We start from the raw sequence: 26,707 nt of genomic DNA, 5'->3' as shown, positions 1-26,707 counted from the left end.
TCTGGGATTGATGCCCCCCTCGCACTTGCGCTGCAGAGTCTGCGAGCAGTCAGCGATACGCTGATCGGTGGAGCGAGGACGGAGGAAGCCCGCGACAGGAAGAGCTTGTATGGCCCTGGCAGGCGACAAGAATCGTAGCGAAGAACTTGTCGTGAAAAGTCTGGTGATACCGTAGGAAATCCCTCAAACAGAAAAGGCATTGCACCGTTTTCTGTCGGACCGAATAGTCCTAGAGACCCTCTCCAGCCCCCCTAAGGGAGCTGTTCCCGAGACGGCTTCAGCAGGTTTCGAGCGCCTGGATGCGCCCTTCCAGGAATCTCCGTTCAGGCTCCAGCCGCGCGAGTTCAAGCGCTCGCTGATAAGCCGCTCGGGCCTCCTCGCGCCGCCCCAGGCGCCGGCAGAAGTCGGCGCGGGCGGCGTGGGCCAGGTGGTAGTCCTGCAGCTCGCCTCGGGCAAGGATGACGTCCACCTTCTGCAGACCGGCCTCTGGGCCGTCACGCATGGCCAGCGCCACTGCGCGGTTGAGCTCGATCACCGGCGAAGGCTGCACTGCCAGCAGGAGGTCGTAGAGTCCGACGATTTCCGCCCAGTCGGTAGAGGCCATGTCCGGCGCGACGGCATGCACCGCGGAAATGGCAGCCTGCAAGGTGTAGGGGCCGACACGCCGGGTAGCGAGCGCGGCAGCAATCAGTTGCTGGCCCTCTTCGATCAGCGCACGGTTCCAGCGCGTGCGGTCCTGATTTTCCAGCAGCACCAATTCGCCGTCCTCGACGGTACGCGCCTCACGCCGCGACTCGTGCAGCAACATCAGCGCCAGCAGCCCCATCACTTCCGCTTCCGGCAGCAGTTCGAGCAGTTGGCGGCCCAGGCGTATGGCCTCGGCGGAGAGGTCGGTGCGGGTCAGCGAATCACCCGCCGAAGCCGAGTAGCCTTCGTTGAACACCAGGTAGATCACCCGCAGCACGCTGGCCAGGCGCTCGGGCAACTCGGCGGCTTCCGGCACCTGGTAGGGAATCTGCGCATCGCGGATCTTCGCCTTGGCGCGGACGATGCGCTGGGCGATGGTGGACGGCGTGGCCAGGTAGGCGCGGGCGATCTCCTCGGTCTTCAGGTCACAGACCTCGCGCAGGGTCAGCGGCACCTGGGCGTCCGCCGCCAGCACCGGGTGGCAACAGGTGAAGATCAGGCGCAGGCGGTCGTCCTCGACGCTCTCGTCGGCCTGCTCCTCCACCGATTGCGCGTCGACTTCCAGTTGCTCGGCGATCTGCAGCAGCGAGGCGTCGAAACGCGAGCGGCGGCGCAGGCCGTCGATGGCCTTGAAGCGCCCGGCGGATACCAGCCAGGCACGTGGATTGGCCGGCACACCATCGCGCCGCCACTGCTCCACCGCGGCGACGAAGGCTTCGTGCAGCGCTTCCTCGGCCAGGTCGAAATCACCCAGCAGGCGGATCAGCGTGGCCAGCACACGGCGCGATTCGCGGCGGTAGACGTCGTCCACTACGTCGCGCAGGGCCTGGGGGGCGTAGTCGTGCATGGTTGCCGGAGTCCTTGGCGAAGAGAGGTCCGCCTATCCTGCACGGGTTTTCGACGGAGTGGGAAGCGGGCGGACGGGGGGAGCTTTGCGGGGTGTTTCATTCCGGCCCGGACACGTGCCGAAACCAAGTTGTGATTGTAGGAGCGAGCTTGCTCGCGAACAGCAGGACGCCACGGGCATCAGGCGAGGTTCGCGAGCAAGAACTGGGCGTCCGCCTCGCTCCTACAAAACAGGTCGTCACGGTCTGGCATCGAACAACGCTTTCCCGGTCGCCAGATCGAACGGAATCGAGAAGTGCTCATGGACGATCTTCCACTGCCCCGACTCGCGCCGCAGGCAGACCGTGACGCGCGCCCAGGAGGCGCTGGGCACGCCGTCCTCGTCGACCCCGCCGCAATACGCCAGGTAGTGGCCGAAGGCGATGTCCCCGGAGTTCTCGAAGCTCAGCTGGTGAATGTCGAAGGTGTCCTGCGTGTACAGCTGCAGGCATTCCTGCCAGTGCTTGCCGTAGGCTTCCACGCCCTGGAACTGCAACTGCTTCGCCGCATCGAAGGCGAGGATGTCGCGGCTGTAATGCGCGGTGATGCCCTGCAGGTCGGAGGCGCGTACGGCGTTGCGCCAGCTTTCCAGCAACGCGTGCAGCTCGGCATGGGTGTTTTCGGCGCGGGTCATCGGGTCCCCCTCCACCGGTCAGGTCAGGACGCACAGCAGCTGTGCGGCTTGGCGGGCTCTTCGTACTCGTCGTGGAAGCGTGTCCAGTTCATGCCCTTGCCCTGGTAGTCGGGCATGCCACCCCAGCCCTCGCCCCGCCCCAACGGCGTGAGGTCGAGCAGGTGGTAGGTGAACAGGGGTGCTTCCAGCCCGCGTCCGTAGGTCGAGTAGCTGTGGAACACCTGGTCGCCATCGCGCAGGAACACGCTCAGGCCCGGCTGCTCGCCCTGCACGTGATAGTTCTGGCCAAGTCGCTCCAGTTCGGCCTTGTCCCGGTAGTTGTATTCCACCGGCGCGACCTGTTCGTCGATGGTGACGTGGAAGTCGTAGTTGAAGTCGCTGCCGAACGAGGAATACCAGGGCAGGGTCCAGCCCATGCGCTCGCGGAACGGCGCAATCTCCTGCAGCGGCGCGCGGGAGACCATCGCCAGGGTGGTGCCCCGCGCATGCAGATGCTCCAGCCGGCCCAGGTTGTCGATCAGGAAGGAGCAGCCCTCGCAGCCCAGCGCCTTATCGCGGTGGAACATGAAGTGGTAGACGATCAGTTGCGGACGCCCTTCGAACAGATCCAGCAGCCGTAAGGTGCCACGGGGCCCTTCGAAGCGGTAATCCTTGTCGATGCGCACCACCGGCAGCGCCCGCCGCACGGCGCTCAGCGCATCGCGGGCGCGGGTGGCGGCCTTCTCCTGTTCCAGCAGGTGCTTGCGCGCCTGCCGCCACTCGTCCTGGGAAACCTCGCGGGGGAAAGGTTGGTTGGCGAGACTCATGATGCACGCTCCTGGGGACGACCCGGTTGCGGATTGGGGCGCACGCGGCGGCTGCCACGCAGGCGAGTGAGGGCGAACGCGCTGGCGCCGCCGGCACAGAGGGCGCCGGACAGCGCCAGCGTCAGGGTGGAAAGGCACAAGGGGCACCTGGCGGACCTCCTCGGTCGTCGCCTGAGAGGGAAGCTCAGCCCTGCTCGCTGAGCTGCTTGAGGTTGGCCAGGCCCGCCTCGAAATCCTTGCCGACCATGCTGTCCATGCTGAAGAACAGGTGCATGATCTTCGCCACGAAGGGCGTGGGGCCGAACATGGCCCAGGTCACCTCGGTGGCGCCGTCGCGCGGCGACAGGGTGAACTCGGCGGTATTGCTGGCCTTGAACGGCTTGAGGAATTCCAGCGCAATGCTCACTCGCGTCGCCGGCGTACTCTCGATGATTTCCATGCGCCCTTCCCCGGCCTTGCTGTTGCCGGCCCAGGCGTACACCGCACCGCGCCCCTTGTCCGCACCCGAGAAGCTGCGCTGCATGTTCGGGTCGAGCTTCTCGAAGGGTGACCACTGCGGCCAGCGATGGAAGTCCTCGATAATCGCAAAGACCTTCTCCGGCGGAGCCTGGATGCGCACGCTGCGCTCCACCCTGAAGCTGTCCGGCCGGGTGGCCGCCAGAACCAGCACCACGACCACGGCCAGCACCACGACCACTGCAATCCACTTCAACATGACATCCTCCTGATGGTGTCGATGGGCTCATTGCCCGGCAAAGTAACGGTCCCAGTCGCGAACCGGTCGAACCTCGACGCAGCCTAGTCGGCCCGACGGCAGACGGCCGGCGATCTGCAGCGCCTCGTTGAGATCACGCGCCTCCAGCAGCACGAAGCCGCCCAGGTGCTCCTTGGTCTCGGCGAAAGGACCGTCGGTGATCTGCAACTCGCTGCCGACATGCCGCAGCGTGGTGGCGCTCGCCACCGGCTCCAGTGCCTGCGCCGCCAGCAGCTGGCCGTTCTCGCGCAGGCGCTCCTCGTTGCAGCGGCATTCCTCGATCACCTGGCGGAACATCGGCAGAGGCAGGTTGACGACCCGGCTGTCGTCCACGTAGATCAGGCAGAGGTATTTCATGCTTGGCTCCCGGCTTGGCGACTGGGTTTATCCATAGTCGAAGCGCGGCGACGGAAATCGACAGCCAGCAGCGAAATTTTTTTTGCCGGGTTTTCACGCGTGGGGAGCAGGCATGGACAAGTAGCGTTTTTTGTAGGACCGAGGGGGACGCCTAGTCCTTGCTCGCGAACCGCCCAACGCCGATGTAGTCAGGGAACTCTGTTGGCGAGCTTTTTTTGTAGGGCGCATAACGCGTAGCGTTATCCGCCGTTAATGAGATTGGGTGTTTCTGCGCCGCTTCGGCGTGTGCTGAGAGATTTTGTTTCGCCCCCTCGGGCGAGTTACTTTCTCAAACTGCGGATGGCCGCTCCACAGAAAGTAACCAAAGGTCTTGCCCCTGCATCCGGGTCCCGCTTCGCGGGACTCCCCTCGCTCCATCGGCCTCCTGAAGGGGCGCTCCGGCGCGTGCCGAGGTTTCTCTGGAAGTCCACAAGAACAAAAGCAGAGCGACTTGCTCCTCGCCGGCTCTGCTCGCGTAGGAGCGGACCTTGTCCGCGAAGGCCAGCCACTGAACCCACGTTGCAGGATGAACACCCGTAGAAGCGGAGCCTCTCCGCGAACATCGCACGCGCCTGAACGCTTCGCGGACAAGGGCTAGGCGCCCCCGTCCTTCCTACGAAATCTGCATGCCGCACTGCCGACGCTTGCTGGCTCGCGAGCCTCAGCTCTCCAGCAAGCCGCTCGCCCGCTGCACCCGTCGTTCGGTTGCCTGCTCCAGCACCTGCCAGCCGCGCCCGGCGCTGGCCAGGGTGAACCAGCGCCGGGCGCGGGTGATGCCGGTGTAGACCAGCTCGCGGGTGAGGATGGGGTTGAGGCTGTCGGGCAGCAGCAAGACGGCGTGGGTGAATTCCGAACCCTGGGACTTGTGCACCGTCATGGCGAACACCGTCTCCACCGCCTGCAGGCGGCTGGGCAGAATCCAGCGGATGGCGTCGCTGCCGTCGCCTGCCGGGAAGGCCACGCGCGGCACCCAGCGCACGCTGCCGTCATCCGCCGCCTGCGGCAGCGCCAGGGTGATGCCGATATCGCCGTTCATCAGCCCCAGGCCGTAGTCGTTGCGCGTCACCAGCACTGGGCGACCGAGGAACCAGGCGTGTGTCGAGGGAATCAGCCCCTCGCTGTGCAGCAGCTCGGTGATCAGTGTATTGAGGCCCTCGACGCCCCAAGGTCCGCGACGCAGGGCACAGAGCAGCTGGAACTGCCCGTGGGCTTCCAGCACCTGCCGGGCCCAGTCATCCAGTGCTGCCTGGTCGGCACTCTCACGCGGCCGCCTGGCGGCCAGCACGCCGAGGTAATGGCGATAGCCGACCGGCCCGAACAGGTCGCCGCCGCGTCCGCCGTCCACCACCAGACCACGCAGATTGCGGGTGTCCTGAGTATCCACGGCGATGCGGGTCAGGTCTTCGTGACGGGCCTTCCATACCTCGCGCAAGGCCGGGATGTCGCCGGCATTCACCGCTTCCGCCAACTGGCCGATGCCGCTGGCGGCGCTGAAACGGTGGCTGTGACGGAGCATGGCCACGGCTTGGTCGAGGTCGCTGCCCTGCTCGTCCAGCAGCGCCGGATCGATGTGCTCTCCGGTCACCGCCTCCAGCCAGTCGCGAGTGGCTGGGCGGTAATGCCCTTCACGAGCCCGACTGCACAGCTCGCCGAGCACCGCGCCGGCCTCCACGGAGGCCAGCTGGTCCTTGTCGCCGAGCAGGATCAGGCGCGCGCGCGGCGGCAGCGCGGCGAGCAGCGAGGCCATCATTTCCAGGTCGACCATCGAGGCTTCGTCCACCACCAGCAGCTCCAGCGCCAGCGGGTTGCCAGCATGGTGGCGGAACTGGCGGCTGTCCGGGCGGCTGCCGAGCAGGCGGTGCAGTGTGGTGACTTCGGTAGGGATCGCTTCGCGCGCGGCCTCGCCATTGGGCAGGCCATCGAGTTGCAGGCGCTGCACGGCGCCTGCGATGGATTCGTTCAGCCGTGCGGCAGCCTTGCCGGTTGGCGCCGCAAGACGGATGCGCAGCGGTCGCCCGCCCTCCCCCAGCGCCAGGCTTTGCAGCAGTGCCAGCAGCTTGACCACCGTAGTGGTCTTGCCGGTGCCGGGGCCGCCGGTGACGATGCCGAAGGCGTTCCCGGCCACCAGTGCGCAGGCCATCTTCTGCCAATCCGCCGGTGCTCCAGCCTTCTTCGGGAACAGTGCGTCCAGTGCCTGGCGCAACGGCGCGGCGGGCAACCCCGCACGCAATGCCTCACCCTGGAGCAGGCGCTGGTCGATGCCGGCGCGCACCGCGCATTCGTATTGCCAGTAGCGCCGCAGGTACAGGCGCCGACCGACACGCACCAGCGGCGTATCGCCGGCGCCCTCGCCGATCAGGCGTGGGTCGTTCAGCGCGGCCTGCCAGGCATCGAGCGCCATGCCGTCGAGCAGCACGTCAGGCAGTTCGGGGGAGTCCTTGGCGGAATCCCCCTCCGGCGGCAATGACAGCGCGAACCGGCTGTCCGCCAGGGTGGCTTCAAGGTCCAGGCAGACGTGGCCACGACCGAGCTGGTGGCTGGCCAGCGCGGCCGCCAGGATCAGCAGCGGATGTGCATCCGCTGCGCGTTCCACCAGGAAGGTCGCGAAGGCACGGTCGAGTTCGCGCAGCCAGCCACGCTCGGCCCAGCGGCCGATCAGTTCGAGCATTTCACTGGCGGTTTTCAGCGGCGCAGTCATGCCGGCATCTCCTCATCGACAGCGCGGAACAAGCGGTCCAGCTCCTCCATCAGGCTTTTCGGCGGACGCTCCAGGTACATGCCCTGGGTCGCCGACTGGCTGCCGCGCAGGAACAGGTACATCGCCCCGCCGACGTGGCAGTCGTAGTCGTAGTCCGGCAGGCGCGCCTGCAGCAGGCGATGCAGGGCGAACAGGTAGAGCGCGTACTGCAGGTCGTAGCGGTGCTCCAGCAACGCCTCGCGCAGGGCCGGCTCGGTGTAGGCCTCGTCGTCGGCGCCGAGCCAGTTGGATTTGTAGTCGGCCACGTAGTAGCGGCCCTCATGCTCGAACACCAGGTCGATGAAACCCTTGAGCATGCCGTTGAGCTGGTTCGCCTGCAGCGCCGGCCGAGCGGCGCCGGCGAGGGTATGGCGGGTGACTATGCGGTCCAGGCGCTGGCTCTCCACCTGGCGGGTGGAGAACCAGAACTCCATTTCCTTCTGGTAACTGGCCAGCCCGGCAAGGCTGACCGGCGCCGCATCGGGCAGGCGGAAAGCGGTGTGCAGCAGTTGCGTCAGCCAGCCGTGCAGCGGCTCGATCCAGGCCTCCCAGCCGCGCACCTGGCAACGCCGCGCCAGTTGGTCGCGCAGTTGCTGCGGGTCGCAGTTGCCGAAGCCTTCGTCGGCGGCCCACTCCAGCAGACCATGGAGGAAGCTGCCGGGGTTCGCGCCACGGGGGAAGGCGTGCAGGCTGCCCGGCGCCGGCACGGCATCGGCTTCGCGGCTTTCCTCCAGGCTGCTCTCGCGCAGCAGGTCTTCGCCGGCACTGGTGGGTTCGTCCGCTGCCGGCGCGGGAGCGGGCGACTCGATGTCCTCATCGCCGGCCAGCGTCGCCAGCGCCGAGTAGCTGGCGATCCACCACTTCTCGGCGACCCGCCGACGCGGCTCGCGGGCCGCGCCCAGCTCGCCGGCCTGCGGGCCGACGAAGAGTTGCAGCTCGGCACCGGGCGCCGCGTCGAGGACGATCTCACCGTGGCCGGCCTGCAACTCGCCCAGGCGTGTGGCGAGATCATCCACGCTCAACGCATTGCCGCCGCCGAGCAGGTAGCCCATGGCGCCCTTGTGCAGCTCGGGACTCTTGCTGTTGCTCATCACCAGCGGCGCCACGCCCAGCCACACGGCATGCCGCGCGCGGGTCAGGGCCACGTAGAGCAGGCGCATGTCCTCGCTCAGGCGTTCGTCGTTGGCCTGTTGATACGCGGCCTTGGCCAGTTCCTTGTCGCGGGACAGCTCCACCACACGCGCCTCGCCACTCTGGAAGCTCGGCGGCGGCGCGCTCTTGCCGTCCAGCTCGCGCCAGCTGCAGATGAAGGGCAGCAGCACCAGCGGGTACTCCAGGCCCTTGGACTTGTGGATGGTCACCACCTTGATCAGGTCGGCGTCGCTTTCCAGGCGGAGGATTTCCTCGCTGGAGGGGCTTTCCAGCTGCTCGGCGAGCACCCGCAGCAGCGCGTGTTCGCCATCCAGTTCCACCGCTTCGCGCTGCAACCATTCGGCCAGGTGCAGCAGGTTGGTCAGGCTGCGCTCGCCGTCGATCTGCCGCAGCAGGCGCGCCGGCAAGGCAAAGTCGGCGAGCAGTCGGCGCAACATCGGCAGCACGCCCTGCTGCTGCCAAAGCACACGGTAGTCGCGGAAGCGCAGCACCATGTCTTCCCAGAAGCGCTCGTCCTGGTTCAGCCGCTCCAGAGTCGACCAGTCCAGCGCCAGGCTGCGGGTAGCCAGGGCGATGCGCAGGGTGCCGTCGTCACCGGGGTCGGCGCAGGCGCGCAGCCAGTGCAGCAGGTCGACGGCCTCGGGGCTGTCGAACACCGAGTCGCGGTCGGACAGGTAGACGCTGGCCAAGCGGCGCGCGGCCAGCTCGGAGCGCACCGCTTCGGCTTCGCTGCGGCCGCGCACGAGGATGGCGATGTCCGCCGGGCGCAACGCACGCCAGTGTCCCCCGGCATCGCGGAAGCCGCTCTGCGCGGAGCTCAGCCAGCGCTGGATGGCACTGGCGCTGCGCCCGGCCATCTCGTTGCGGTAAAGGGTGGAGCCGCAGACCTGGCCGTCGTTGTCCAGTTGCCAGAAGGTCATGGCCGGCGCTTCGGCGCCTTCCAGTAGCAGCGTTTCGTCCCGCCCGCGGGCGCCGACTTCGAGGAAGGGCACCGGGTTGTCGCGCCCGTCCCCGGCGAAGCGGAAGGCGCCGCGCGGATGCTCCTCGGCGAACAGGAAGCAACGGTTGGCCGCCTCCACCATGGCGCGCGTGGAGCGGAAGTTGGTGCCCAGGGTGTAGTGACGCCCGGCGGTGGCGGCACGGGCGCGCAGGTAGGTGTGGATATCGGCGCCACGGAAGGCGTAGATCGCCTGCTTGGGGTCGCCGATCATGAACAGGCCCAATCTCTTTTCTGAAGAGGCTTCGCTCGGGTTCTCGCCGATGCGGTAGACCCGCTCGAATATGCGGTACTGCAGCGGGTCGGTGTCCTGGAATTCGTCGATCAGTGCCACCGGGAACTGCTCGCGGATGCGCTCGGCCAGGCGTTCGCCGCCGCTGCCGGCGAGGGCGCGGTCGAGGCGTACCAGCAGGTCGTCGAAGCCCAGCTCGGCGCGCTTCTGCTTCTCCGCCTCCAGGCTCTGGCGCACTTCGCTCAGGGCGTGCAGCAGGAGTTCCGGCGCGATGTCCGGGCGCTGCTCGGCGCGCTCGCACCAGGCGTCAATGGCTTGCAGCGCCGGATGCTCCGGCACCACGGCCTTGGCTTTCACCTTGATCCGCGTCTGGCCGAACTTGATCAGGTTGTCCGGTGCGTCGGCGCCCTCGCTCCAGGCGTCCAGCGCTTCGAGCCAGCCACCGAAAATGGCGTCGTCATCCTTGCCGCGATAGCTGTTGCCGTTGAGATCGCCGCGCAAGTTGCGCAGCAGCTCGCCGAGGCTGGCGCGATCGGCGGCCCAGGCTTCGCGGGCGCGGGATTCGGCGGCCTCGAGTTCGGCGTACCACTGGCCGGTGGACTCCAACAGCTCACCCAGCGAGGTGGGGGTCTCGAGCGGCTGGTCGCCGTAGCGGAAGCCCGCTTCCTGCGCGGCCAGCAACGGCTGCAACGCGCGCATCAGCGCTTCGGGGGCCGCATAGCAGTGGCGCACGACATTGGCGGCCGCGACGCCCAGTGGATAGAAATTGCGCCGCCAGTAGTCGCGCACCGCTTCGGCGAGCAGCTCGCTCTGGTCGGCGGCGAGGTCCTGGGTGAACAGGCTGCCGCTGTCGAAGGCGTGCTCGCGCAGCATGCGGTAGCACCAGCTGTGGATGGTGGAAACGGCGGCCTCGTCCATCCATTCGGCCGCCAGGCGCAGCAGGCGCGCACAACCCGGCCAGCGCTCGACGGGATAGCTGGCGCGCAGTTTCAGCAGCAGGCCATCGTGTTCGCCCTCTGGCTCGGCGAAACAATGCGCGGCCTCACCCAGGCGCGCACGGATACGCTCGCGCAGCTCCTGGGTCGCCGCTTCGGTGAAGGTCACCACGAGGATTTCCGGCGGACTCAACGGCCGGCCGAAGGCGGCTTGCTCGCCACCGTGGTCGAGCACCAGGCGCACGTAGAGCAAGGCGATGGTGAAGGTCTTGCCGGTGCCGGCACTGGCCTCGATCAGCCGGCTGCCGTGCAGCGGGAAGTCGAGGGGATTGAGCTCTACGGCACTCATTGTTCCGCCTCCTTGCGCTGCAGCAGTTCGAACAAGGGCCCATAAAGAGCCTCGGCCCAGGTTGCGAATTCCTCGCTGGCGTTGAGTGTGGCGAAGTCCGGATAGACCCGCGCCAGCGCCGCCGAGGACGCCGCCTCGCCGCTGAGGTTGTAGCCACCGTCATAGCGCTTGGCGGCTTCGCGGGCGCCACGCTCTTCGTCATCGCCAGCGGCCAGCCAGGCGAAAGCCGCCTTGCAGGCGACCGGTAGCGGGCGGCTCATACCCTGGAACCAGGCATCCATCAGGCTGTTCAGCTCGTTGCGCGCCTGCTCGGCCGGAAGCGGCGGGAACTCCAGGGTGCCAGTGAGGCCAACCAGCACGCTGGTCACCGGCTCGCCGCAGAGTTGCAGCGCCAGGTGGCGCACCCACGGGCGCACCAGGCCATGCCATTTGTAGCCCTTGCCCTCATGCAGCTTGCCGCTGACCAACTGCAGGCTGGCAAGCTGCCCGTCGGCGTTGCGGCGCAGGCCGCCGAGCCAGTCGGCCAGTTCGATGCCGGCGTGCTGGTGGTTGAGTTCGCGCTGCTCCTCCTCCACTTGCGACCAATGCTCCAGCTGCTCACGGTAGCGCGCCAGCAGGTCATGCAAGGGCGCCACCAGCGCCTGGGCGGAGAAGTCGCCGAAGGCGGCCAGCGGCAGACGGCCTTCACGGCGCAGGCGCTCGACCTGTTCGGTCAGCTGCATGGCCAGTTGATCATCCTGCCAGTGCTGCTCCACCCAGGGACGCAGGCGCTCGCAGAGTTCGAACTGCAGTTGCCAGACATCCAGGCCATTCAGCTCGAAGGGCTCCTCATCCTGCCCGGTGAGCTGTTCCTCGGCGAAGCGCACCTTGAGGCGCTGGACGAAGAAGGCACCGACCGGATTGGCGAGGAAGTCGGACAGCACGCGCAGGCCAACAGGCGCATTGAGCGCCAGCGGCGGCAATGGCGCTTCATCCGCCTCAGCCGCGTGCTCACGGTGCACGTCGCGCCACTCGCGGGCGTAGGTGTAGAGGCCGTCGATGCCCTGCACCGAGGGCGCATCGAAATAGGCGCGGCTGAAGGGTTGCAGCGGGTGCTCCAGGGTCAGCCCGTGCAACAGGTCGCCGCCGTTGGCGCCCTGCCAGCCATCGGCGAGGTGATCGCGCAACTGGCCGACCAGCACCGAGGGCGGGCGCTCGCTGTTGTCTCGGATGCTCCGCCCGACCCAGCTGACATAGAGCTGGCGGCGCGCCGAGAGCAACGCTTCGAGCAGCAGGTAGCGGTCGTCCTCGCGGCGCGAACGATCGCCGGGGCGGTAGTCGTTGCGCATCAGGTCGAAGTCCAGCGGCGATTGCGGGCGCGGGTAGTCGCCGTCGTTCATGCCCAGCAGGCAGACCAGCTGGAAGGGAATCGCGCGCATCGGCATCAGGGTGCAGAAGCTCACCGCGCCGGCGAGGAAGCGCTGGTTCAGGCCGCCGGCATCCAGGCCGCTCAACCAGGCCTCGCGCACCACCGACAGCGGCAGCGGATCGCCGAAGCCGGCGTATTCGCAGGTTTTCAGCCAGGCGTCGAGCAGGGCCAGCAATTGCTGGCGCAGCAGCTCGTCGTGATCATCGGTAACCCGGAAGAACGCTTCGAGCAATGCCCGCAGGCGTTCCGCCCAGACCTTCGGCGCAGCGTCCTCGGCCAGGCTGGAGCAGGCTTGCTCCAGCGCCCCGAGCAGCCCGGCCAGCGGGCCGAGGGCGGCGGCGTCCAGCCCGCCGATTTCCGCATAGGGCTGGATGCCCTGGAAGGCGTCGCCCTCGCCCACCGCGAAGCCCAGCAGCATGCGCCGCAGGCCGAAGCGCCAGCTGTTGGCTTCGGCAGCGGCCGGCAGGCCGAGGCGTTCGCGCTGCTGGCCGTCGAGGCCCCAGCGCACACCGGCGCCATCGATCCAGCGGCGCAGCAGCGGCAGGTCGGCCTCGGCCAGACCGAAGCGCGCCCGCACGGCAGCGACGTCCAGCAGGTCGAGGATTTCGCTCACCGCGAAGCGGCTGTCGGGCAGGCGCAGCAGGTGCTCCAGCGCCACCAGCAGCGGCTCGCGGCCGCGCTGGCCCTGGTCGGCCAGGGTGTAGGGGATGAAGCGCTTGTCGTCGCGCGCGAGCTGGCCGAACACGGCTTCGATGTGCGGCGCGTAGGGGTTGATGTCCGGGACCATGACGATCACGTCGCGCGGACGCAGCGTCGGGTCGGCATCGAAGCGGGCGAGCAGCTGGTCGTGGAGGATTTCCACTTCCCGTTGCGCGCTGTGGGCAACGTGGAAGCGCACCGAGTCGTCGGCCTGCGGGTCGACCGCCGGCCAGTGTTCGCGGGTTTCGTTGATCGGTCGCAGTTCGAGAATGTCATCCTGCAACTGGCCGAGCAGGCTGGTCGGCTGCACTTCGCTGAACAGGTCGATGCGTCCGTTGCTCACCGCGCCCAGGCGCGCACGGTAGCTTTCCGGGTCGTCGTACTGGTCGAGCAGGTTGATGTAGTCACGCCCCTGCTTGCCCCAGGCGGCCAGCAGCGGCTGGGCGTACTGGTGCTGCTGGTCGTCGGAGAGCAGCTCCGGAGTGCCGGCGCGGCGGCGCTGCCGGCGGTATTCGTGGCGCAGCAGGTCCTTGTCGGCGACGATGTCGGCCCAGTGATGGCGGCAGGGATTGTGCACGCAGAGCAGCACCTGGGCGTGGCGCGCCAGCACCGCGAGCGCCTCGACGGTTTGCGCGGGCATGGCGGAGATGCCGAACACCACGACCCGGCGCGGCAGGTTCGGCAGCGGACTCCCGGCGGCCTTGAGCTTCTCGATGAAGCGCCCGTGCACGCCGGCGCGGCTAGTGGCCAGGCCTTCGGCGCCAACGTCGTCGAGCAGCGCGCGCCACAGCGCGGCCTGCCAGCGGTTGTCGGCATCCAGCTCGCGCACCGTGCCGTTGGCCAGGCGCAGCTGGTCGACGCCACGGCTCCAGTCTTCCAGCCAGTCGGCGCGGTAGACCTGGTACTGGTCGAACAGGTCGGCCAGGCGCTCGGCCAGCTGGTGGCGCTTGCGCAGGTCGGCGTCGTCGGCGAGGAAGCGCTGCAGGGTGGAAAACTCGTCGAGCTCCAGCAAGGTCGGCAGCAGGCGCATCAGGCGCCAGGTCAGCGGGCCCTTGTCGAGCACCGAGACCTCGGGGATTTCATCGCGCCCCAGCGCGCCCCGGTAGGCACGCCAGAGGAACTGCGCGGGCAGCTGCACGTCGAGGGCGGCGGTCACACCGCAACCGCCCTCCTCCACATCGCGCCCCAGCGCCAGCTTCAGCCACTGGGCGATGCCGTTGCTCTGCACCAGGATGACTTCGTTCTCCAGCGGCGCCAGCGGGTGCAGGCTCATCCACTGCACCAGCAGGTCGCGCAGCGCTTCCGGATGGTTGCCGTGGATCACCATCAGGCCGGGGGTCAGTCGCTGCTCGTTCATCGTCTCTCCTGGTTCGGGCGGCCGTCATGCGCGCACCACGTGGAATGCTCCGCATTTCACCAAAAACTGAGCACCGGGGCAGCCTTTTTCCCGGCTCGATCCCGCTATTTTCGCCGTCACCTCGAAATAGCTGATCACCGTTCTCCAAATAGCACGAGCGTTACCGGCCCCCTCCTACATTTTCGAAACCCACTCGATTAGCATCCAGCGCAGCGGCCAGGGACTATGATCCTCTCCACGGCCGCACAGGCCAGCCATGGAGAAAAAAATGGGCAAGAAGAGCAAGGCGAGTAACCTGGTCCCGGAACAGGCCGGGAAAATGAAGAACAAGGAGTACGAGGAGCAGCTGAAGAAGCTGACCATCGAACTGGTCAAGCTGCAGGAGTGGGTGATCCACAAGGGCCTGAAGGTCTGCATCGTCTTCGAAGGGCGCGACGGCGCCGGCAAGGGTGGCACCATCAAGGCCATCACCGAGCGCGTCAGCCCGCGCGTGTTCCGCGTGGTAGCGCTGCCCGCGCCGACCGAGCGCGAGAAGTCGCAACTCTACGTCCAGCGTTACATCAAGCATCTGCCGGCCGCCGGCGAAGTGGTGATCTTCGACCGCAGCTGGTACAACCGCGCCGGTGTCGAGCGCGTGATGGGCTTCTGCACGGAAGAACAGGCCGACAAGTTCCTCTCCGTCACGCCGCTGTTCGAGCGGATGATGACTGAGTCGGGGATCATCCTGCTGAAGTTCTGGCTGGAAGTCAGCCCCGAAGAGCAGGCTCGCCGCCTGGAAGACCGCATCACCGACGGTCGCAAGGTGTGGAAGCTGTCGCCGATGGATCTGAAGTCGTTCAATCTCTGGGACCAGTACACCCGCGCCCGCGACCTGATGTTCGCCGCCACCGACTCGCCCTGGGCGCCCTGGTTCGTGGCGCGCTCGGAGGACAAGAAGCGCGTGCGCCTGAACGTCATCAACCACATCCTCAAGCACGTCCCGTACAAGGAAGTGCCCCAGGAGGCGGTGAAGCTGCCCAAGCGCGGCAAGATCGGCAAGTACAAGAGCCCGGACTACCCCTTCCACTTCATCGACGAAACCTTCTGAGCCCTCGGGCTGGCGCCCCCTGCGGCGCCAGCCCGCACAGTCATCGGCATCCGCGCCCCCTCCCTCCCCCGAAGCGCCTCATACGCGGCCACCGCTGCCAGACGAAGAGCTCCTGGCTGCGCAGGCCAACAATACAGTGGCACGTCACGCGGCCAGCACTCCTGAACTAACCTGCCAAGATCTTCGATTTTTCTGCGCGGACAAAACCGCTAGATTCAATTCCAGTGCGCGGAAGCACGCGCCAGCTGCCATGAAATCGCCACTAACAGGATGCGCCCATGCAACTGATCGGAATGCTCGACTCGCCTTACGTTCGCCGCGTCGCCATCACCCTGCGTATGCTGGAGGTCGAATTCCAGCATCGCCCCCTCTCGGTGTTCAGCACCTACGAGGACTTCCGCGGCATCAATCCGGTGGTCAAGGCGCCGACGCTGATCCTCGATAACGGTCAGACGCTGATGGACTCCACCCTGATCATCGATCTGATTGAACATGAAGCCGGACGCAGCCTGATGCCCCGCGAGTCCGCCGCGCGGGTGCGCGCCACCCGCCTGCTGGGGCTGGCACTGGCGGCGATGGAAAAGGCGGTACAACGCTACTACGAGCAGCAGCGCCCGGAAGACAAGCAGCACATGCCGTGGCAAGGACGGGTCGAGGAGCAGTTGCATGCCGCCTGCGCCACACTGGACCACGAACTCAAGAAGCACCCGCTGCCTCGCAATGGTCGTCTCGATCAGGCCGGCCTGAGCATTGCGGTGGCCTGGACCTTCATCCAGTTGCTGCATGTCCAGTACATGCCGGCGGACACCTACCCCACCCTGCACGACTGGACGGTTTATGCCGAGTCGCTGGAAGCCTTCCAGGCCTTCCCGCCGGTGTGAGCGAACGACGGCGCAACGCTGCGCCGTCACGCCGAGCTGAACGCCGGCTGAACAGGCTGTAAAAGAGCCTCCTCGCCCAAGGTTTCCCGCCCCGGAAGCCCCTCCTAAAACGGACACACTCTGTTACAACGGTCACGCCGAGGTTCCAGTCCGTTACGAGGCTCCGATGCACTCCCCTTCGACCGATCTCCCCCCACCCGAGTGCGCCAGCCCACACTCGGGCGGTTGGCGTCATGTGCTGGCCTACCGAATCCAACTCTACGGCCTGAACGGCAAGGGCCTGCTTCTGCTGGTCGCCCTGCTCGCAGTGCTGTGGATCAGCAGCGGCATCTACAAGGTCCAGCCCGACGAAGAAGGCGTGGTGCTGCGCCTGGGCCAGTGGGCGCGAACCACCGAACCCGGCCTGCATTACCGGCTCCCCTGGCCGGTGGAGCAGTTGCTGCTGGTCGGGGTTACCCAGATCAATCACCTGCAACTGAGCAACTGGTACGACAGCAAGCCCAGCTACGAATCAAACATCAGCGACCAGCAGATGCTCACCGGCGATGAGAACATCGTCGAAGCGGAGTGCACGGTCTTCTGGCGGATCAAGGACGCCGGGCAGTTCCTGTTCCAGGTCAAGGCGCCCGAACAGGCACTGCGCGTCGCGGCGGAAAGCGCCTTGCGCGACGTGATCGCCCGGACGCCGATCCAGGCGGCGATGTCCGGCGGTCGGCAGCAGGTCGCCGAGCAGACCAGCGCGCTGTTGCAGAAATGGCTGGACGATGAACACGCCGGCATCCTCATCACCCAGGTGCAGCTGCAACGGGTCGACCCGCCCTCGGCGGTGATCGACGCGTTCAACGATGTGCAGCGTGCCCGCGCCGACCAGGAGCGCGCACGCAACGAAGCCCAGGCCTACGCCAACGACATCATCCCCAAGGCCCGTGGCGAGGCGAACCGGCTCCTGCAGGAAGCCAATGCCTATAGTGCCCAGACTGTCGACCTGGCGAAGGGCGAAGCAAGCCGCTTCGACTCGCTCTACCAGAGCTACGCACAGGCGCACGAGGTCACGGCCTGGCGCCTGTACATGGACAGCGTCGACGCGCTGCTGAAGAACGCCGGCAAGGTGATCATCGACACCTCGGGCAAGTCGGCCAGCGGGGTGATGCCCTATCTGCCGCTCCAGGACCGGCCCGCCCGGGAGGTGAAATGATGCGCCAGCGCACCTTGGCGATCGTCGCGGGCTGCGCGCTGGCGGCGCTCTGGCTGAGCAGCACGATGTGCTACACGCTGTCCGAAGGGCAGAAGGCCCTGGTGATCCGCATGGGCAAGCCACTGGCGGAGATCGACCAGTCCCCCGGCCTGAAATTCAAGGCGCCCTTCATCGACAGCCTCCAGTACTACGACGTGCGCCTGCAGATGCTCGCCTCGGCGCCCGAGGAGGTCATCCTGGGCGATGAAAAGCGCCTGGAGGTGGAAACCTACACGCGCTATCGCATCGACGATCCGTTGCGTTTCTACCAGTCCGTACGCAGCGAGGAACAGGCCCGCGTGCAACTGGCGCAACTGGTCAGCACCTCGCTGCGACGTGAACTGGGCCGGGTGAAAATCCAGGACCTGCTTTCGGACAAACGCGGCGAAGCCTTGCAGCAAGTGCGCGAGGAAGTCGCGCAACGTGCATTGCCCCTGGGCATCCGGGTGGAGGAAGTACGGCTGCACCGGGGTGACCTGCCGATCGAGACCGGCCAGGCGATCTACGCGCGGATGAAGTCGGCACGCCAGCAGGAAGCGAAGCAACTGCGGGCCCAGGGCGAGGAATGGGCGCAACAGATCCAGGCGTCGGCCGACAGCGAGCGCACGGTGATCCTTTCCCAGGCGCAGAGCCAGAGCGCGATCATCCGCGGCGAGGCCGATGCCCAGGCGAACAGCATCCTGGCCCAGGCCTACGCCAAGGACCCGACCTTCTACACCTACTACCGCTCCCTGCAAACCTACGGACAAACCCTGGCCGGCGCCGCGCCGACGCTGCTGTTGTCGCCTGACTCGGCGATGTTGCGGGCGCTGAAGGACGGCCCACCGGGCAAGACGGCACCGTGAGTACGTCGCGACTGTTGAGGGCCCGGCAGACACTCTCGCTGTTCGGCCCCGGCCTGGTGGTGATGCTGGCCGACACCGACGCCGGCAGCGTCATCACCGCCGCGCAGAGTGGTGCCCGCTGGGGCTATCGGCTGCTTCTGCTGCAGGTGCTGATCGTGCCGCTGCTGTTCGTGGTCCAGGAGCTCTGCGTGCGCCTGGCGCTGTGCACCGGCAAGGGCTATGGCGAACTGGTGCTCAGCCGTTTCGGGCGCGCGCCGGCGATGCTGGCAATGGTCACCCTGGCCATCAGCTGCTTCGGGGCACTGGTGACGCAGATGAGTGGCCTGGCCGCCGTCGGGCAGCTGTTCGGCCTCCCCACGGGCGAGGTGATGCTGGTGATCTGCGCGGGGATCTTCCTCATGGTCCGCACCGGCAGCTACCGCTCGGTGGAGCGAGTGGCCATGTTCCTGGGCCTGTTCGAGCTGGCCTTCCTCGCGGTGGCCTGGCATGCCCGCCCGGACATCCGGCAGGTGGCCACGCAGGTGCTGCACATGCCCCTGAAGGACCCGGAATACCTCTATCTGCTGGCCGCCAACCTGGGAACCAGCATCATGCCCTGGACGGTTTTCTACCAGCAGTCCGCCCTGGTGAACAAGCAGCTCGGCCCGGAGCAACTCAAGGCTGCCCGTCTGGATACGCTGGGCGGCGCGATACTCTGCCAGGTCGTCACCGCCGCCATCGTGATCGCGGCCGCCGCTGCCTTCTCAGGACAGGAAGGGGTGGCACTGGACAGCATCCCGCAGATCGCCGAGGCCTTCACCCGGGTGCTCGGCGAACATACGGGGACAATGCTGTTTGCCCTGGCGCTCAGCGGCGGCGCGCTGGTCGCCACCCTGGTGGTCTGCCTGTCGGCCGCCTGGGCGTTCGGCGAGATCACCGGCAAGCGCCACTCGCTGGCCAGCCATCCCGCCGAGGCGCCCTGGTTCTACATAAGCTTCGGTCTGCTGCTGGCGGCCGGTGGCCTGCTGGTGGCCTCGGGCACCGACCTTCTGCGCCTGTCCATCGCCACCGGTGTCATCAATGCGCTGATGCTGCCGGTGGTGCTGGGCCTGCTGTTCTTCCTGGCCCGCCGGGAGCTGCCGGAGCCGCACCGCCTCAAGGGCTGGTACGCCGGCTGCACTGCCGTGGTCTTTCTGCTGGCCGCCGGAGTCGGCCTCTACGCCGGGTGCATGGGGGCCCTGGGATAATGGAAGCGGACAGTTTCAACCAGTCGCTGAGCACGCTGCTGCAGGTCGTGCTGCTCGACCTGCTGCTCAGCGGCGATAACGTTCTGGTCATCGCCCTGGTGTGCAATGGCCTGCCCGAGGCCCTGCGTCGACGCGCCGTGCTGCTGGCGACCGGCCTGGCGATCGGCCTGCGCGTGGTGCTGACGCTGCTGGTCAGTGTGCTGCTCTACGTTCCGCTACTGAAGCTGGTCGGTGCCGGCCTGCTGCTGGTGATCGCCATTCGCCTGCTGCTGGACGATGAGCCGGGCGCGGCGCCCGCCGGGCAGACGTCCAGCACCCGGCTGGCCTCGGCGGTGATCACCGTGGTGAGCGCCGATGCCGCGATGAGCCTGGATAACGTCATGGGCCTGGCGGGAGCGGCCCAGGGCAGCCTGCCACCACTGCTGCTGGGCTTGCTGCTGAGCATTCCGATGCTGATGTACGGCAGCCTGTATCTCATGCGCGTGCTGGAAAGAGCCCCCTGGCTGCTGCCGCTGGGCAGCGTCGTCCTGGCCTGGATCGCCGGCCGGCTCGCCTGCGGCGATCCCCTGCTGGCGGACTGGATCGATCATCAGGCACCGGCGCTGCAGGTCGTCGTGCCACTGTGCTGCGTGGTCTTCGTGCTGCTGGAGAGTCGCATCATCGGCGAGCGTGCCGGGCGGCTGACGCCGCAGCAGGGCAACACGCCCACCTGGCTGAGCCAGCGCCTGGGCTACCTTGGCGAGAGACTGCTGGGCGCAGGCGAGAGCCCCCTGATTCCCATTCCGGACAACACCCGCCTGCCACGGGAGGAACCGTCTCCGCCCGTCCCGGCGCCGTCTCCGTCCAGGACCGAACCAGCGCATCAACCCGCCGTACAGACGGCGCCGAGCGGCACGGAATCGAACCTGGCCATGCGCATGCTGATGTGGGTCTCGCTCGCCATCTGCCTGGTGACCCTGCTCTGGCTGGGCGCCCATCTGCTCAACCACGGGCTTCTGCCGCCGCCCAGGAGCCCGGCCTGATTGCAGCGCGGGATCAGCCCTGCGGCAGCTCCTGATGGCGCTGCCGTGTCCAGCGCAGCAGGCCGAGACAGATGACGAAGCCGCAGGCCGCAAGACCGGCGGCGGCGAGGAAGGTCGAAGCGTAGCCATGGTGGACGGCGATCAGCCCCATCAGCGGGCCGGCCACGCCCAGCGCCACGTCGAAGAACAGCGCATAGGCCCCAAGCCCCGCGCTGCGGCTGCTGGCCGGAATGCGCAGTACGGCCTCCACGCCCAGTGACGGATAGACCAGCGACAGACCACCGCCGGTGAGCGCCGCGCCGAGCAGGGCGAAGCCCGGACCGGGCGCCTGCCAGAGCAGCAGCAGGCCGCAGGTTTCCACCGCCAGGCAGGCCACCGCGACCACGAAGCCGCCCAGACGGTTGACCATGCCCGAGAACAACAGCCGCGCGCCGATGAAGCAGACGCCGAACGCCGTCAGGCACCAGGCCGGATTGGCCCAGCCCTGGCTGCCGTAATACAGGGTGATGAAGGTGGCCAGGGTGCCGAAGCCGATGGAGCCGAGCATCACGCACAGGCCGTACGGCAGCACGCGACCGAGCACGGCATGGAAGGCCATGCGCGTGCCGGCGATGATCGGCACGGGCTGCCGGCCACGCGCGGCGAGCAGGCCCAGGGCGGTGAGCAGCAGGATGCTGGTACCCAGGACCCACAACCCGAGCGCGCCGGACATCGTCACACCCAGCGGCGCGCCAATGGCGATGCCGCCATAGCTGACGATACCGTTCCAGGAAATCACCTTGGCGGTGTTCTGCGTGCCAACCAGGGCAATGCCCCAGCTGGCGGTGCCGATCCCGAGCAACCCTTGCGCCAGGCCGAACAGCATGCGACTGCCGAGCAACAGGATCAGGCTCAGCCATCGCAGGCTCTCCAGGCTGGTGGAGAGCAGCACCAGCAGCCCGCCGATACCGAGTACGCACAGCCCATAGAGCACCGCGCGCTTGGCGCCGTGGGTGTCGGTCAGGTAGCCGGCCAGGGGGCGCGAGAACAAGGTGGCGAGGTACTGCAGGCTGATCACCACACCGGCGGTCACCGTGTCATAGCCCAGGTCTTCATGGACGAAGCCGGGCAGTACCGGCAGCAGCAGACCGATACTGAGGTAGAGGATCAAGGTGAAGGAAACAGTCGCGAGTATCTGCCGGGTGACGGCGGCAGCTGGCTGCTCGGGAGAACTCATGGTCGGGCCTGGCGGTGGGAGGGCTGTGCCCATCATTGCGCGGCGCCGGGGAAATTGAAAGCTGGCTATCTATTCTCCGTGCACGCCGCCCGATGCCAGCGCTGACGTCCGGCAGATGCACCTATAGTTGTTGCAGTTGCCCGCGTCCGCGCGACGCACCCCCGCCACTCAACGGGTTCACCGGAGGTCCCATGGATACCAGCCCGCATACGCTCGGTGCACTGTTCAAGCAACTCGGCCTGGCCAATGGCCGTCAGGACATTGACGCCTTTCTCGGCAGCCATCGGCTGACCGCCGGTCAGTCACTGGCGGACGCGCCGTTCTGGAATCCCGCCCAGGCGGAATTCCTGCGCGAAGCCCTGGAGGACGACTCGGACTGGGCCGAGGAAGTCGACGAACTGGCGGTACGCCTGTCCGGCTGAACCGGCAGGGGAACGCCGTCAGTCCAACCCGGTCATTTCAAGTAGGAGCGCAGCACGCCCACCACCTGCTCCAGGTCCTCCTGGCGCTCGGCCGCCGTGCGCTCCTCGGTGCCCAGGTGGTCGCGCAGATGACCTTCCAGCACCTCGGCCATCAGGCCGTTCACTGCGCCACGGATGGCGGCAATCTGTTGCAGGATCGCCGCACATTCGCTGCCCGTTTCCAGCGCCCGTTCCAGCGCCTCGCTCTGCCCCTTGATGCGGCGCACCCGGGTCAGCAGCTTCTTCTGGTCCTTGATGGTATGTCCCACGGCAAAACTCCAAAGTATACTGGGGTATAGTATCCAGACTTTCACTACGGACCATCATCATGCAGCACACCGCGCAGCCGCAAGACGGCCAGCACGATCACCAGTTCCATGAAGGCAATCCCCTGGCCGAGCGCAACACCCTGCGCGCCGCGCTGCTGACCGTCGTGATGATGGTAGTGGAGATCGCCGGCGGCTGGATCTTCAACTCCATGGCGCTGCTCGCCGATGGCTGGCACATGAGCTCCCACGCCCTGGCGCTGGGCCTGGCATTCTTCGCCTACGTGGCCGCGCGGCGCTTCAAGGGTGATGCGCGCTTCGCCTTCGGCACCTTCAAGATCGAGGTGCTGGCCAGCTACACCAGTGCCATCCTGCTGCTCGGCGTGGCCGCCCTGATGATGTTCGAATCCGTGGCGCGCCTGCTTTCCCCTACGCCAATCCACTACGAGCAGGCCATCGCCATCGCCGTGCTCGGCCTGCTGGTGAACCTGGTCTGCGCCTGGCTGCTGCGCGGCGAGCGCCACCATCATCACCACGATCATGATCACAGCCACGGGCACGGGCACGGGCACGGGCACGATCACCACCACCACGACCATGACCTCAACCTGCGCGCCGCCTACCTGCACGTCCTCGCCGACGCCGCCACCTCGGTGGCCGCCATCGTCGCGTTGATCGGCGGACTGATCTGGGGAGCGGCCTGGCTCGACCCGTTGATGGGCATCGTCGGCGCCGTGCTGGTGGCGGCCTGGTCTATCGGCCTGCTCAAGCAGAGCAGCCGGGTACTGCTGGATGCGGAAATGAGCGACCCGGTGGTTGAAGAAATCCGCGAGGTGGTCGCCGAATTGCCGCAGCCGGCGCGCATTACCGACCTGCACCTGTGGCGCGTAGGCAAGTCGCGCTACGCCTGCATCCTGAGCCTGGCCAGTGCCGGCAACCTGACTCCCGAGCAGGTGCGCCAGCGCCTGCAGGTGCATGAGGAACTGGCGCACATCACGGTGGAGATCAATCCCGTCCCGTCCTGAGAGCCTATCCACGATCTGCTGCGCGTCGGCAGAACTGCGTTAAAAACAGGCTCGGAAGCCGCTTGCGGCTAACGCACTTCAGTGCGGCCCCGGAGGGGTGAGCGAGGCGAGTACTGCTTATTTACCCTCCGCTTCCTCGCCTGTTTGATTCGCTGGCGCTCACCCTGCGGGCCAGCCTTCGGCTGTTACTCCCGTTGGTCGTTGCGCCTTGTTCTGCTCTAGCTCGCGAGATCATGAACAGGCTCTGAAACCGGAGGTCGCGTCCGCTTTGACGATCACCCTGCGGCTACGGCCTAATGCGCAGCCTGTCGAACTCCGGTCGCCGCTTCCGATGTCCAGCTCCCGCTTTTCCGCCGCCCAGCAACGCGCCAGCACCCTGCACCTGCCCGCCGGCCCCTGGGCGACTGTGCTGGACTGCCTGTGCGCGCACTTTCCGGCGATCAGCCGTGATACCTGGCTGGACCGCATGGCGCGCGGCAAGGTGCTGGACAGCGACGGGCAGCCCATCGGCCCCGCGCATCCCTACCGCGAAGCGCTGCGCATCCATTACTTCCGCGAGGTGCCGCAGGAAACGCCGGTGCCGTTCCAGGAAAGCGTCCTGTATGCCGACGGACACCTGGTGGTGGCGGACAAGCCGCATTTCCTGCCGGTGACGCCGTCCGGCCAGTATGTCGAGCACACCCTGCTCGCCCGCCTCGCCAGGCGCCTGGACAACCCGCTGCTGGTGCCGCTGCACCGCATCGACCGGCTCACCGCCGGGCTGGTGCTGTTCTCCGCCAACCCGGACAGCCGTGCCGCCTACCAGGCGCTGTTCCGCGATCGGCGCATCGAGAAGATGTACGAGGCCATCGCCCCGGCACTGCCGCAGCTGACCTTTCCCCATGTGCGCACGTCGCGGATGGTGGACGGCGATCCCTTTATCCTGATGCAGGAAGTGGACGGCGCGCCCAACAGCGAAACACGCATCGAGGTGCTGGAGCAGCGCGGCGAGCTCTGGCGTTACGGGCTGCATCCGGTGACCGGCAAGCGCCACCAGTTGCGCGTGCACATGTCGGCCCTTGGCGCCGCGCTGTGCTTCGATCCGCTCTACCCGACCCTGCTGCCCCGCGAGGAGCGGCCGCCGGAAGACTACGAGAAGCCGCTGAAGCTGCTGGCCCGCCAACTGGACTTCATCGACCCGCTCACCGGCGAGGCGCGCCACTTCCGGAGCCAGCTCGAGCTGTCCTGGCCTTCCATCAATTTCATCGATGGTCACCCTTAAGCCGATCCATTTCCGTCGATGATGGCCCCGGTGTTTTCATAACTCCACCCAACGGAGAGAAAGCATCAGGAGCCGAACATGAGCTACAGCGCCAAGTCCTTTTCCGCCCTCGTCAACGCCCTGCTGGCCGATGGCATCACCCGCCCCGAACAAATGGCTCGCCAGCCGTTCCGCAATGCCCAGGGCTTCTGGTCCGCGGTGGCCAGGAAATGAACCTCGTGCGGCGACTCCCGCCTGCGCTGCGCATGGATGCGGTGATCGTCCTCTACGCCATGGCCGCGGCGTGGCTGGCTTTCTCGGGCTTGTAAGGCCCGGCCGGTGAAACAGATGCAATGAAAAGGGCAGCCGTGGCTGCCCTTGTAGTCTTGCGCGGCACTGCCGCGCGCCATCCTCATTTCTTCAGACAGGTACTCATGAACGACTTGCGCTCGTCACCCTTGAGCGCCTTCTTGGTCGCATCGGCGTTGCAGGTCTTCATTTTTTCCTGCTGAGCCGTCGTCGCCTTGGTATCGCCTCCGGCCGAAAGGCACTTGCTCATGAACGCCTTGCGCTCGTCGCCCTTGAGGGCCTTGGTGGTAGCGTCGGCGTTACAGGTCTTCATCTTTTCCTGCTGTGCGGTCTGCGCGGCGGTAGCCGCGAAGCCCTGCACCGAGAACAGAAGGGCCAGTGCCAGCAGCGGAATGCGAACGATGGTCATGGAGAGGTCTCCTGGGATGGTTTGCCTTCCTCAGCGTAGCTTGCACGCCGCTATTGGCGACCCGATGTGCGCGGTGCGGGAAGAACGCAATAGCAGCAGCGTGAACGATGCCCTGGCTGCCGCCTCCCAGAATGAAATTTAAGTTATATATAAATTCTAATTAATAATTTTTTGAAATAACAAAAATGACGCAGTATGGCGCTGCCCATTCATCCGGTACGCCAGGAAGCCTGCCATGTCGCTCTTGACCCTCCCCAATGCCCGCGAGCAAACCAAGTCGGTCCGCGCCACGGTGCTGGTGTTCAAGGACCCGCGCTCGCAGGAGTTGCTCAATCGCATCGAACGCCTCGCGCCCAGCGAGGCCAACGCCCTGATCATCGGCGAAACCGGCACCGGCAAGGAGCTGGTCGCAAGGCATATCCACAGGCTCAGCCGGCGCAGCGCCGCACCCTTTGTCGCGGTGAACTGCGGCGCCTTCTCCGAGACACTGGTGGAAAGCGAGCTGTTCGGCCATGAGAAAGGTGCCTACACCGGCGCCACCAGCAGCAAGGCCGGCTGGTTCGAAGCCGCCAATGGCGGCACCCTGTTCCTCGACGAGATCGGCGACCTGCCGCTGAACATGCAGGTCAAGCTGCTGCGCGTGCTGCAGGAGCGCGAGGTGGTGCGCCTGGGTTCGCGCACACCGGTGCCGATCAACGTACGGGTGGTTGCCGCGACCAACGTCAACCTGGCCGACGCGGTGGTCGCCGGGCACTTCCGCGAGGACCTGTTCTACCGCCTGCACGTAGCCACCATCCGCTTGCCACCGCTGCGCGAGCGTCCCGGCGATATCCTGCCGCTGGCCGAGTTCTTCCTCGAAGAGCACTGCCAGCGCCTGGGCTACAACCGCGCATCCCTCAGCACCGAGGCCGAGCGCAAGCTGCTTGGCCACACGTGGCCGGGGAATATCCGCGAGCTGGAAAACGCCATCCATCACGCCCTGCTGGTGTGCCGCAACCAGCAGGTACAGCCGGGCGACCTGCAGTTGGCCGAGCTGCCATCGGCGTCGCGCCACGACCTGCTGCGCCAGGAGTACATCCCCCACGCCCTCTCCCCGCGCGTCGAAGCGACGCTGGAGCAGGCCCTGCTGGAGCTGTTCGAAAGCAACAAGCCCGACCTCTACGAGCACATCGAAGAGGTGCTGTTCCGCACCGCCTACCACTTCTGCCACGGCAACCAGTTGCAGACCGGGCGCCTGCTGGGCATCAGCCGCAACATCGTGCGCGCGCGGCTGGAGAAGATTGGCGAGCTGAATCTCAGCCGTACCGCCTGAGCCTTCCTGAAACCCGCGCCGCTGCTGGCCTGACACCGTCCGTCGGCGGCGTTCGCGCGGGCCACCCTCGCAAAAGGTTATAATCCGCGCCGTTTCCGGTCGTCCCGGCTATGTAACGTCCCGCGTCTACACTGCCCGGTGCGGGG

23 protein-coding genes are annotated in these 26,707 nt (G+C 66.8%); 11 read left to right on the top strand and 12 right to left on the bottom strand.

Annotation, left to right across the window (positions count from 1 at the left end):
* Nucleotides 1–277: 277 nt before the first annotated feature.
* From GA645_RS06120 to recC, 9 genes are all read right to left on the bottom strand, one after another.
* A complete protein-coding gene (locus GA645_RS06120; protein WP_152220900.1) occupies nt 278–1,534 on the bottom strand; it encodes an RNA polymerase sigma factor in 1,257 nt (418 codons plus the stop codon).
* Between the two features lie 237 nt (nt 1,535–1,771).
* Nucleotides 1,772–2,206: a nuclear transport factor 2 family protein gene (locus GA645_RS06115; protein WP_152220898.1), complete on the bottom strand. Its 435-nt coding sequence runs from the start codon at nt 2,204–2,206 to the stop codon at nt 1,772–1,774.
* Nucleotides 2,207–2,229: 23 nt separating this feature from the next.
* Nucleotides 2,230–3,012 (bottom strand): DUF899 domain-containing protein, encoded by a 783-nt coding sequence (locus tag GA645_RS06110; protein WP_152220896.1) that lies wholly within the window; start codon nt 3,010–3,012, stop codon nt 2,230–2,232.
* Entirely contained in the window at nt 3,009–3,152 is a 144-nt protein-coding gene (locus tag GA645_RS28755) for a hypothetical protein (RefSeq protein ID WP_178119494.1), read from the bottom strand. Before GA645_RS28755 ends, GA645_RS06110 begins: the two co-directional genes overlap by 4 nt.
* Nucleotides 3,153–3,196: 44 nt before the next feature.
* Nucleotides 3,197–3,727, bottom strand: a complete 531-nt coding sequence (locus GA645_RS06105; RefSeq protein ID WP_152220894.1) for an SRPBCC family protein — start codon at nt 3,725–3,727, stop codon at nt 3,197–3,199.
* Nucleotides 3,728–3,754: 27 nt separating this feature from the next.
* Nucleotides 3,755–4,123 carry a YciI family protein gene (locus GA645_RS06100; protein WP_152220892.1) on the bottom strand — a complete coding sequence of 123 codons (369 nt, stop codon included), beginning with the start codon at nt 4,121–4,123 and terminating at the stop codon, nt 3,755–3,757.
* Nucleotides 4,124–4,823: 700 nt separating this feature from the next.
* Nucleotides 4,824–6,860: an exodeoxyribonuclease V subunit alpha gene (recD, locus tag GA645_RS06095; protein ID WP_152220890.1), complete on the bottom strand. Its 2,037-nt coding sequence runs from the start codon at nt 6,858–6,860 to the stop codon at nt 4,824–4,826.
* Entirely contained in the window at nt 6,857–10,564 is a 3,708-nt protein-coding gene (recB, locus tag GA645_RS06090) for an exodeoxyribonuclease V subunit beta (protein WP_152220888.1), read from the bottom strand. The genes recD and recB overlap by 4 nt, the downstream gene beginning before the upstream one ends.
* On the bottom strand, nt 10,561–14,028 hold the full coding sequence (recC, locus tag GA645_RS06085; RefSeq protein ID WP_152220886.1) for an exodeoxyribonuclease V subunit gamma: 3,468 nt from the start codon (nt 14,026–14,028) through the stop codon (nt 10,561–10,563). The genes recB and recC overlap by 4 nt, the downstream gene beginning before the upstream one ends.
* A gap of 268 nt (nt 14,029–14,296) precedes the next feature.
* Between recC and ppk2 the strand changes: the two genes are divergently transcribed.
* The 6 genes from ppk2 to GA645_RS06055 all read left to right on the top strand — a co-directional run bounded on the left by ppk2 (nt 14,297) and on the right by GA645_RS06055 (nt 20,323).
* Nucleotides 14,297–15,115, top strand: a complete 819-nt coding sequence (gene ppk2, locus GA645_RS06080) for a polyphosphate kinase 2 (RefSeq protein ID WP_152220884.1) — start codon at nt 14,297–14,299, stop codon at nt 15,113–15,115.
* A gap of 278 nt (nt 15,116–15,393) precedes the next feature.
* Nucleotides 15,394–15,996, top strand: coding sequence for a glutathione S-transferase (locus tag GA645_RS06075; protein WP_152220882.1), 603 nt, complete (start codon nt 15,394–15,396; stop codon nt 15,994–15,996).
* A 166-nt stretch (nt 15,997–16,162) separates the two neighbouring features.
* Nucleotides 16,163–17,191 (top strand): FtsH protease activity modulator HflK, encoded by a 1,029-nt coding sequence (gene hflK, locus GA645_RS06070; protein ID WP_152220880.1) that lies wholly within the window; start codon nt 16,163–16,165, stop codon nt 17,189–17,191.
* Nucleotides 17,191–18,075, top strand: a complete 885-nt coding sequence (hflC, locus tag GA645_RS06065; protein WP_256676080.1) for a protease modulator HflC — start codon at nt 17,191–17,193, stop codon at nt 18,073–18,075. Before hflK ends, hflC begins: the two co-directional genes overlap by 1 nt.
* Nucleotides 18,072–19,301 (top strand): NRAMP family divalent metal transporter, encoded by a 1,230-nt coding sequence (locus GA645_RS06060; protein ID WP_256676079.1) that lies wholly within the window; start codon nt 18,072–18,074, stop codon nt 19,299–19,301. The genes hflC and GA645_RS06060 overlap by 4 nt, the downstream gene beginning before the upstream one ends.
* Nucleotides 19,301–20,323, top strand: a complete 1,023-nt coding sequence (locus tag GA645_RS06055; protein WP_152220876.1) for a YjbE family putative metal transport protein — start codon at nt 19,301–19,303, stop codon at nt 20,321–20,323. The genes GA645_RS06060 and GA645_RS06055 overlap by 1 nt, the downstream gene beginning before the upstream one ends.
* A gap of 13 nt (nt 20,324–20,336) precedes the next feature.
* Here the strand turns inward: GA645_RS06055 and GA645_RS06050 are convergent, their stop codons facing one another.
* The gene (locus GA645_RS06050; RefSeq protein ID WP_152220874.1) at nt 20,337–21,539 is read right to left on the bottom strand and encodes an MFS transporter; all 1,203 of its coding nucleotides are present in this window, start codon (nt 21,537–21,539) and stop codon (nt 20,337–20,339) included.
* Between the two features lie 191 nt (nt 21,540–21,730).
* Here GA645_RS06050 and GA645_RS06045 point away from each other — a divergent pair, with 191 nt between their 5' ends.
* Nucleotides 21,731–21,961, top strand: coding sequence for a DUF2789 domain-containing protein (locus GA645_RS06045; protein ID WP_152220872.1), 231 nt, complete (start codon nt 21,731–21,733; stop codon nt 21,959–21,961).
* Between the two features lie 32 nt (nt 21,962–21,993).
* Here GA645_RS06045 and GA645_RS06040 read toward each other — a convergent pair whose 3' ends face one another.
* On the bottom strand, nt 21,994–22,269 hold the full coding sequence (locus tag GA645_RS06040) for a metal/formaldehyde-sensitive transcriptional repressor (protein WP_152220869.1): 276 nt from the start codon (nt 22,267–22,269) through the stop codon (nt 21,994–21,996).
* A 59-nt stretch (nt 22,270–22,328) separates the two neighbouring features.
* Here GA645_RS06040 and dmeF point away from each other — a divergent pair, with 59 nt between their 5' ends.
* From dmeF to GA645_RS28985, 3 genes are all read left to right on the top strand, one after another.
* Nucleotides 22,329–23,291: a CDF family Co(II)/Ni(II) efflux transporter DmeF gene (gene dmeF / locus GA645_RS06035; protein ID WP_152220867.1), complete on the top strand. Its 963-nt coding sequence runs from the start codon at nt 22,329–22,331 to the stop codon at nt 23,289–23,291.
* 331 nt (nt 23,292–23,622) lie between these two features.
* Nucleotides 23,623–24,552, top strand: a complete 930-nt coding sequence (locus GA645_RS06030; protein WP_152220865.1) for a pseudouridine synthase — start codon at nt 23,623–23,625, stop codon at nt 24,550–24,552.
* A 78-nt stretch (nt 24,553–24,630) separates the two neighbouring features.
* Nucleotides 24,631–24,765, top strand: coding sequence for a hypothetical protein (locus GA645_RS28985; protein ID WP_015475931.1), 135 nt, complete (start codon nt 24,631–24,633; stop codon nt 24,763–24,765).
* 178 nt (nt 24,766–24,943) lie between these two features.
* On the opposite strand, the gene GA645_RS06025 is transcribed toward GA645_RS28985, so the two are convergent.
* Nucleotides 24,944–25,249, bottom strand: coding sequence for a PsiF family protein (locus GA645_RS06025; protein ID WP_152220863.1), 306 nt, complete (start codon nt 25,247–25,249; stop codon nt 24,944–24,946).
* Nucleotides 25,250–25,484: 235 nt separating this feature from the next.
* Here GA645_RS06025 and GA645_RS06020 point away from each other — a divergent pair, with 235 nt between their 5' ends.
* A complete protein-coding gene (locus tag GA645_RS06020) occupies nt 25,485–26,561 on the top strand; it encodes a sigma-54-dependent Fis family transcriptional regulator (protein ID WP_152220861.1) in 1,077 nt (358 codons plus the stop codon).
* Nucleotides 26,562–26,707 lie beyond the last annotated feature (146 nt).

This window comes from Pseudomonas sp. SCB32 (assembly GCF_009189165.1).
Taxonomy (GTDB): domain Bacteria; phylum Pseudomonadota; class Gammaproteobacteria; order Pseudomonadales; family Pseudomonadaceae; genus Pseudomonas.
The sequence above is the reverse complement of the archived record's forward strand: the minus strand, read 5'-3'. Positions and strand labels throughout refer to the sequence as shown.

Excerpts from the sequence above, each read along its gene's own strand:
- hflK (WP_152220880.1), top strand. The coding sequence starts at position 16,163 with ATGCACTCCCCTTCGACCGATCTCCCCCCACCCGAGTGCGCCAGCCCA.
- GA645_RS06050 (WP_152220874.1), bottom strand. The coding sequence starts at position 21,539 with ATGAGTTCTCCCGAGCAGCCAGCTGCCGCCGTCACCCGGCAGATACTC.
- recB (WP_152220888.1), bottom strand. The coding sequence starts at position 10,564 with ATGAGTGCCGTAGAGCTCAATCCCCTCGACTTCCCGCTGCACGGCAGC.
- GA645_RS06105 (WP_152220894.1), bottom strand. The coding sequence starts at position 3,727 with ATGTTGAAGTGGATTGCAGTGGTCGTGGTGCTGGCCGTGGTCGTGGTG.
- hflC (WP_256676080.1), top strand. The coding sequence starts at position 17,191 with ATGCGCCAGCGCACCTTGGCGATCGTCGCGGGCTGCGCGCTGGCGGCG.
- GA645_RS06075 (WP_152220882.1), top strand. The coding sequence starts at position 15,394 with ATGCAACTGATCGGAATGCTCGACTCGCCTTACGTTCGCCGCGTCGCC.
- GA645_RS06055 (WP_152220876.1), top strand. The coding sequence starts at position 19,301 with ATGGAAGCGGACAGTTTCAACCAGTCGCTGAGCACGCTGCTGCAGGTC.
- GA645_RS06030 (WP_152220865.1), top strand. The coding sequence starts at position 23,623 with ATGTCCAGCTCCCGCTTTTCCGCCGCCCAGCAACGCGCCAGCACCCTG.
- GA645_RS28985 (WP_015475931.1), top strand. The coding sequence starts at position 24,631 with ATGAGCTACAGCGCCAAGTCCTTTTCCGCCCTCGTCAACGCCCTGCTG.
- GA645_RS06120 (WP_152220900.1), bottom strand. The coding sequence starts at position 1,534 with ATGCACGACTACGCCCCCCAGGCCCTGCGCGACGTAGTGGACGACGTC.
- dmeF (WP_152220867.1), top strand. The coding sequence starts at position 22,329 with ATGCAGCACACCGCGCAGCCGCAAGACGGCCAGCACGATCACCAGTTC.
- recC (WP_152220886.1), bottom strand. The coding sequence starts at position 14,028 with ATGAACGAGCAGCGACTGACCCCCGGCCTGATGGTGATCCACGGCAAC.
- GA645_RS06115 (WP_152220898.1), bottom strand. The coding sequence starts at position 2,206 with ATGACCCGCGCCGAAAACACCCATGCCGAGCTGCACGCGTTGCTGGAA.
- recD (WP_152220890.1), bottom strand. The coding sequence starts at position 6,860 with ATGACTGCGCCGCTGAAAACCGCCAGTGAAATGCTCGAACTGATCGGC.
- GA645_RS06110 (WP_152220896.1), bottom strand. The coding sequence starts at position 3,012 with ATGAGTCTCGCCAACCAACCTTTCCCCCGCGAGGTTTCCCAGGACGAG.
- GA645_RS06045 (WP_152220872.1), top strand. The coding sequence starts at position 21,731 with ATGGATACCAGCCCGCATACGCTCGGTGCACTGTTCAAGCAACTCGGC.
- GA645_RS06025 (WP_152220863.1), bottom strand. The coding sequence starts at position 25,249 with ATGACCATCGTTCGCATTCCGCTGCTGGCACTGGCCCTTCTGTTCTCG.
- GA645_RS06100 (WP_152220892.1), bottom strand. The coding sequence starts at position 4,123 with ATGAAATACCTCTGCCTGATCTACGTGGACGACAGCCGGGTCGTCAAC.
- GA645_RS06020 (WP_152220861.1), top strand. The coding sequence starts at position 25,485 with ATGTCGCTCTTGACCCTCCCCAATGCCCGCGAGCAAACCAAGTCGGTC.
- ppk2 (WP_152220884.1), top strand. The coding sequence starts at position 14,297 with ATGGGCAAGAAGAGCAAGGCGAGTAACCTGGTCCCGGAACAGGCCGGG.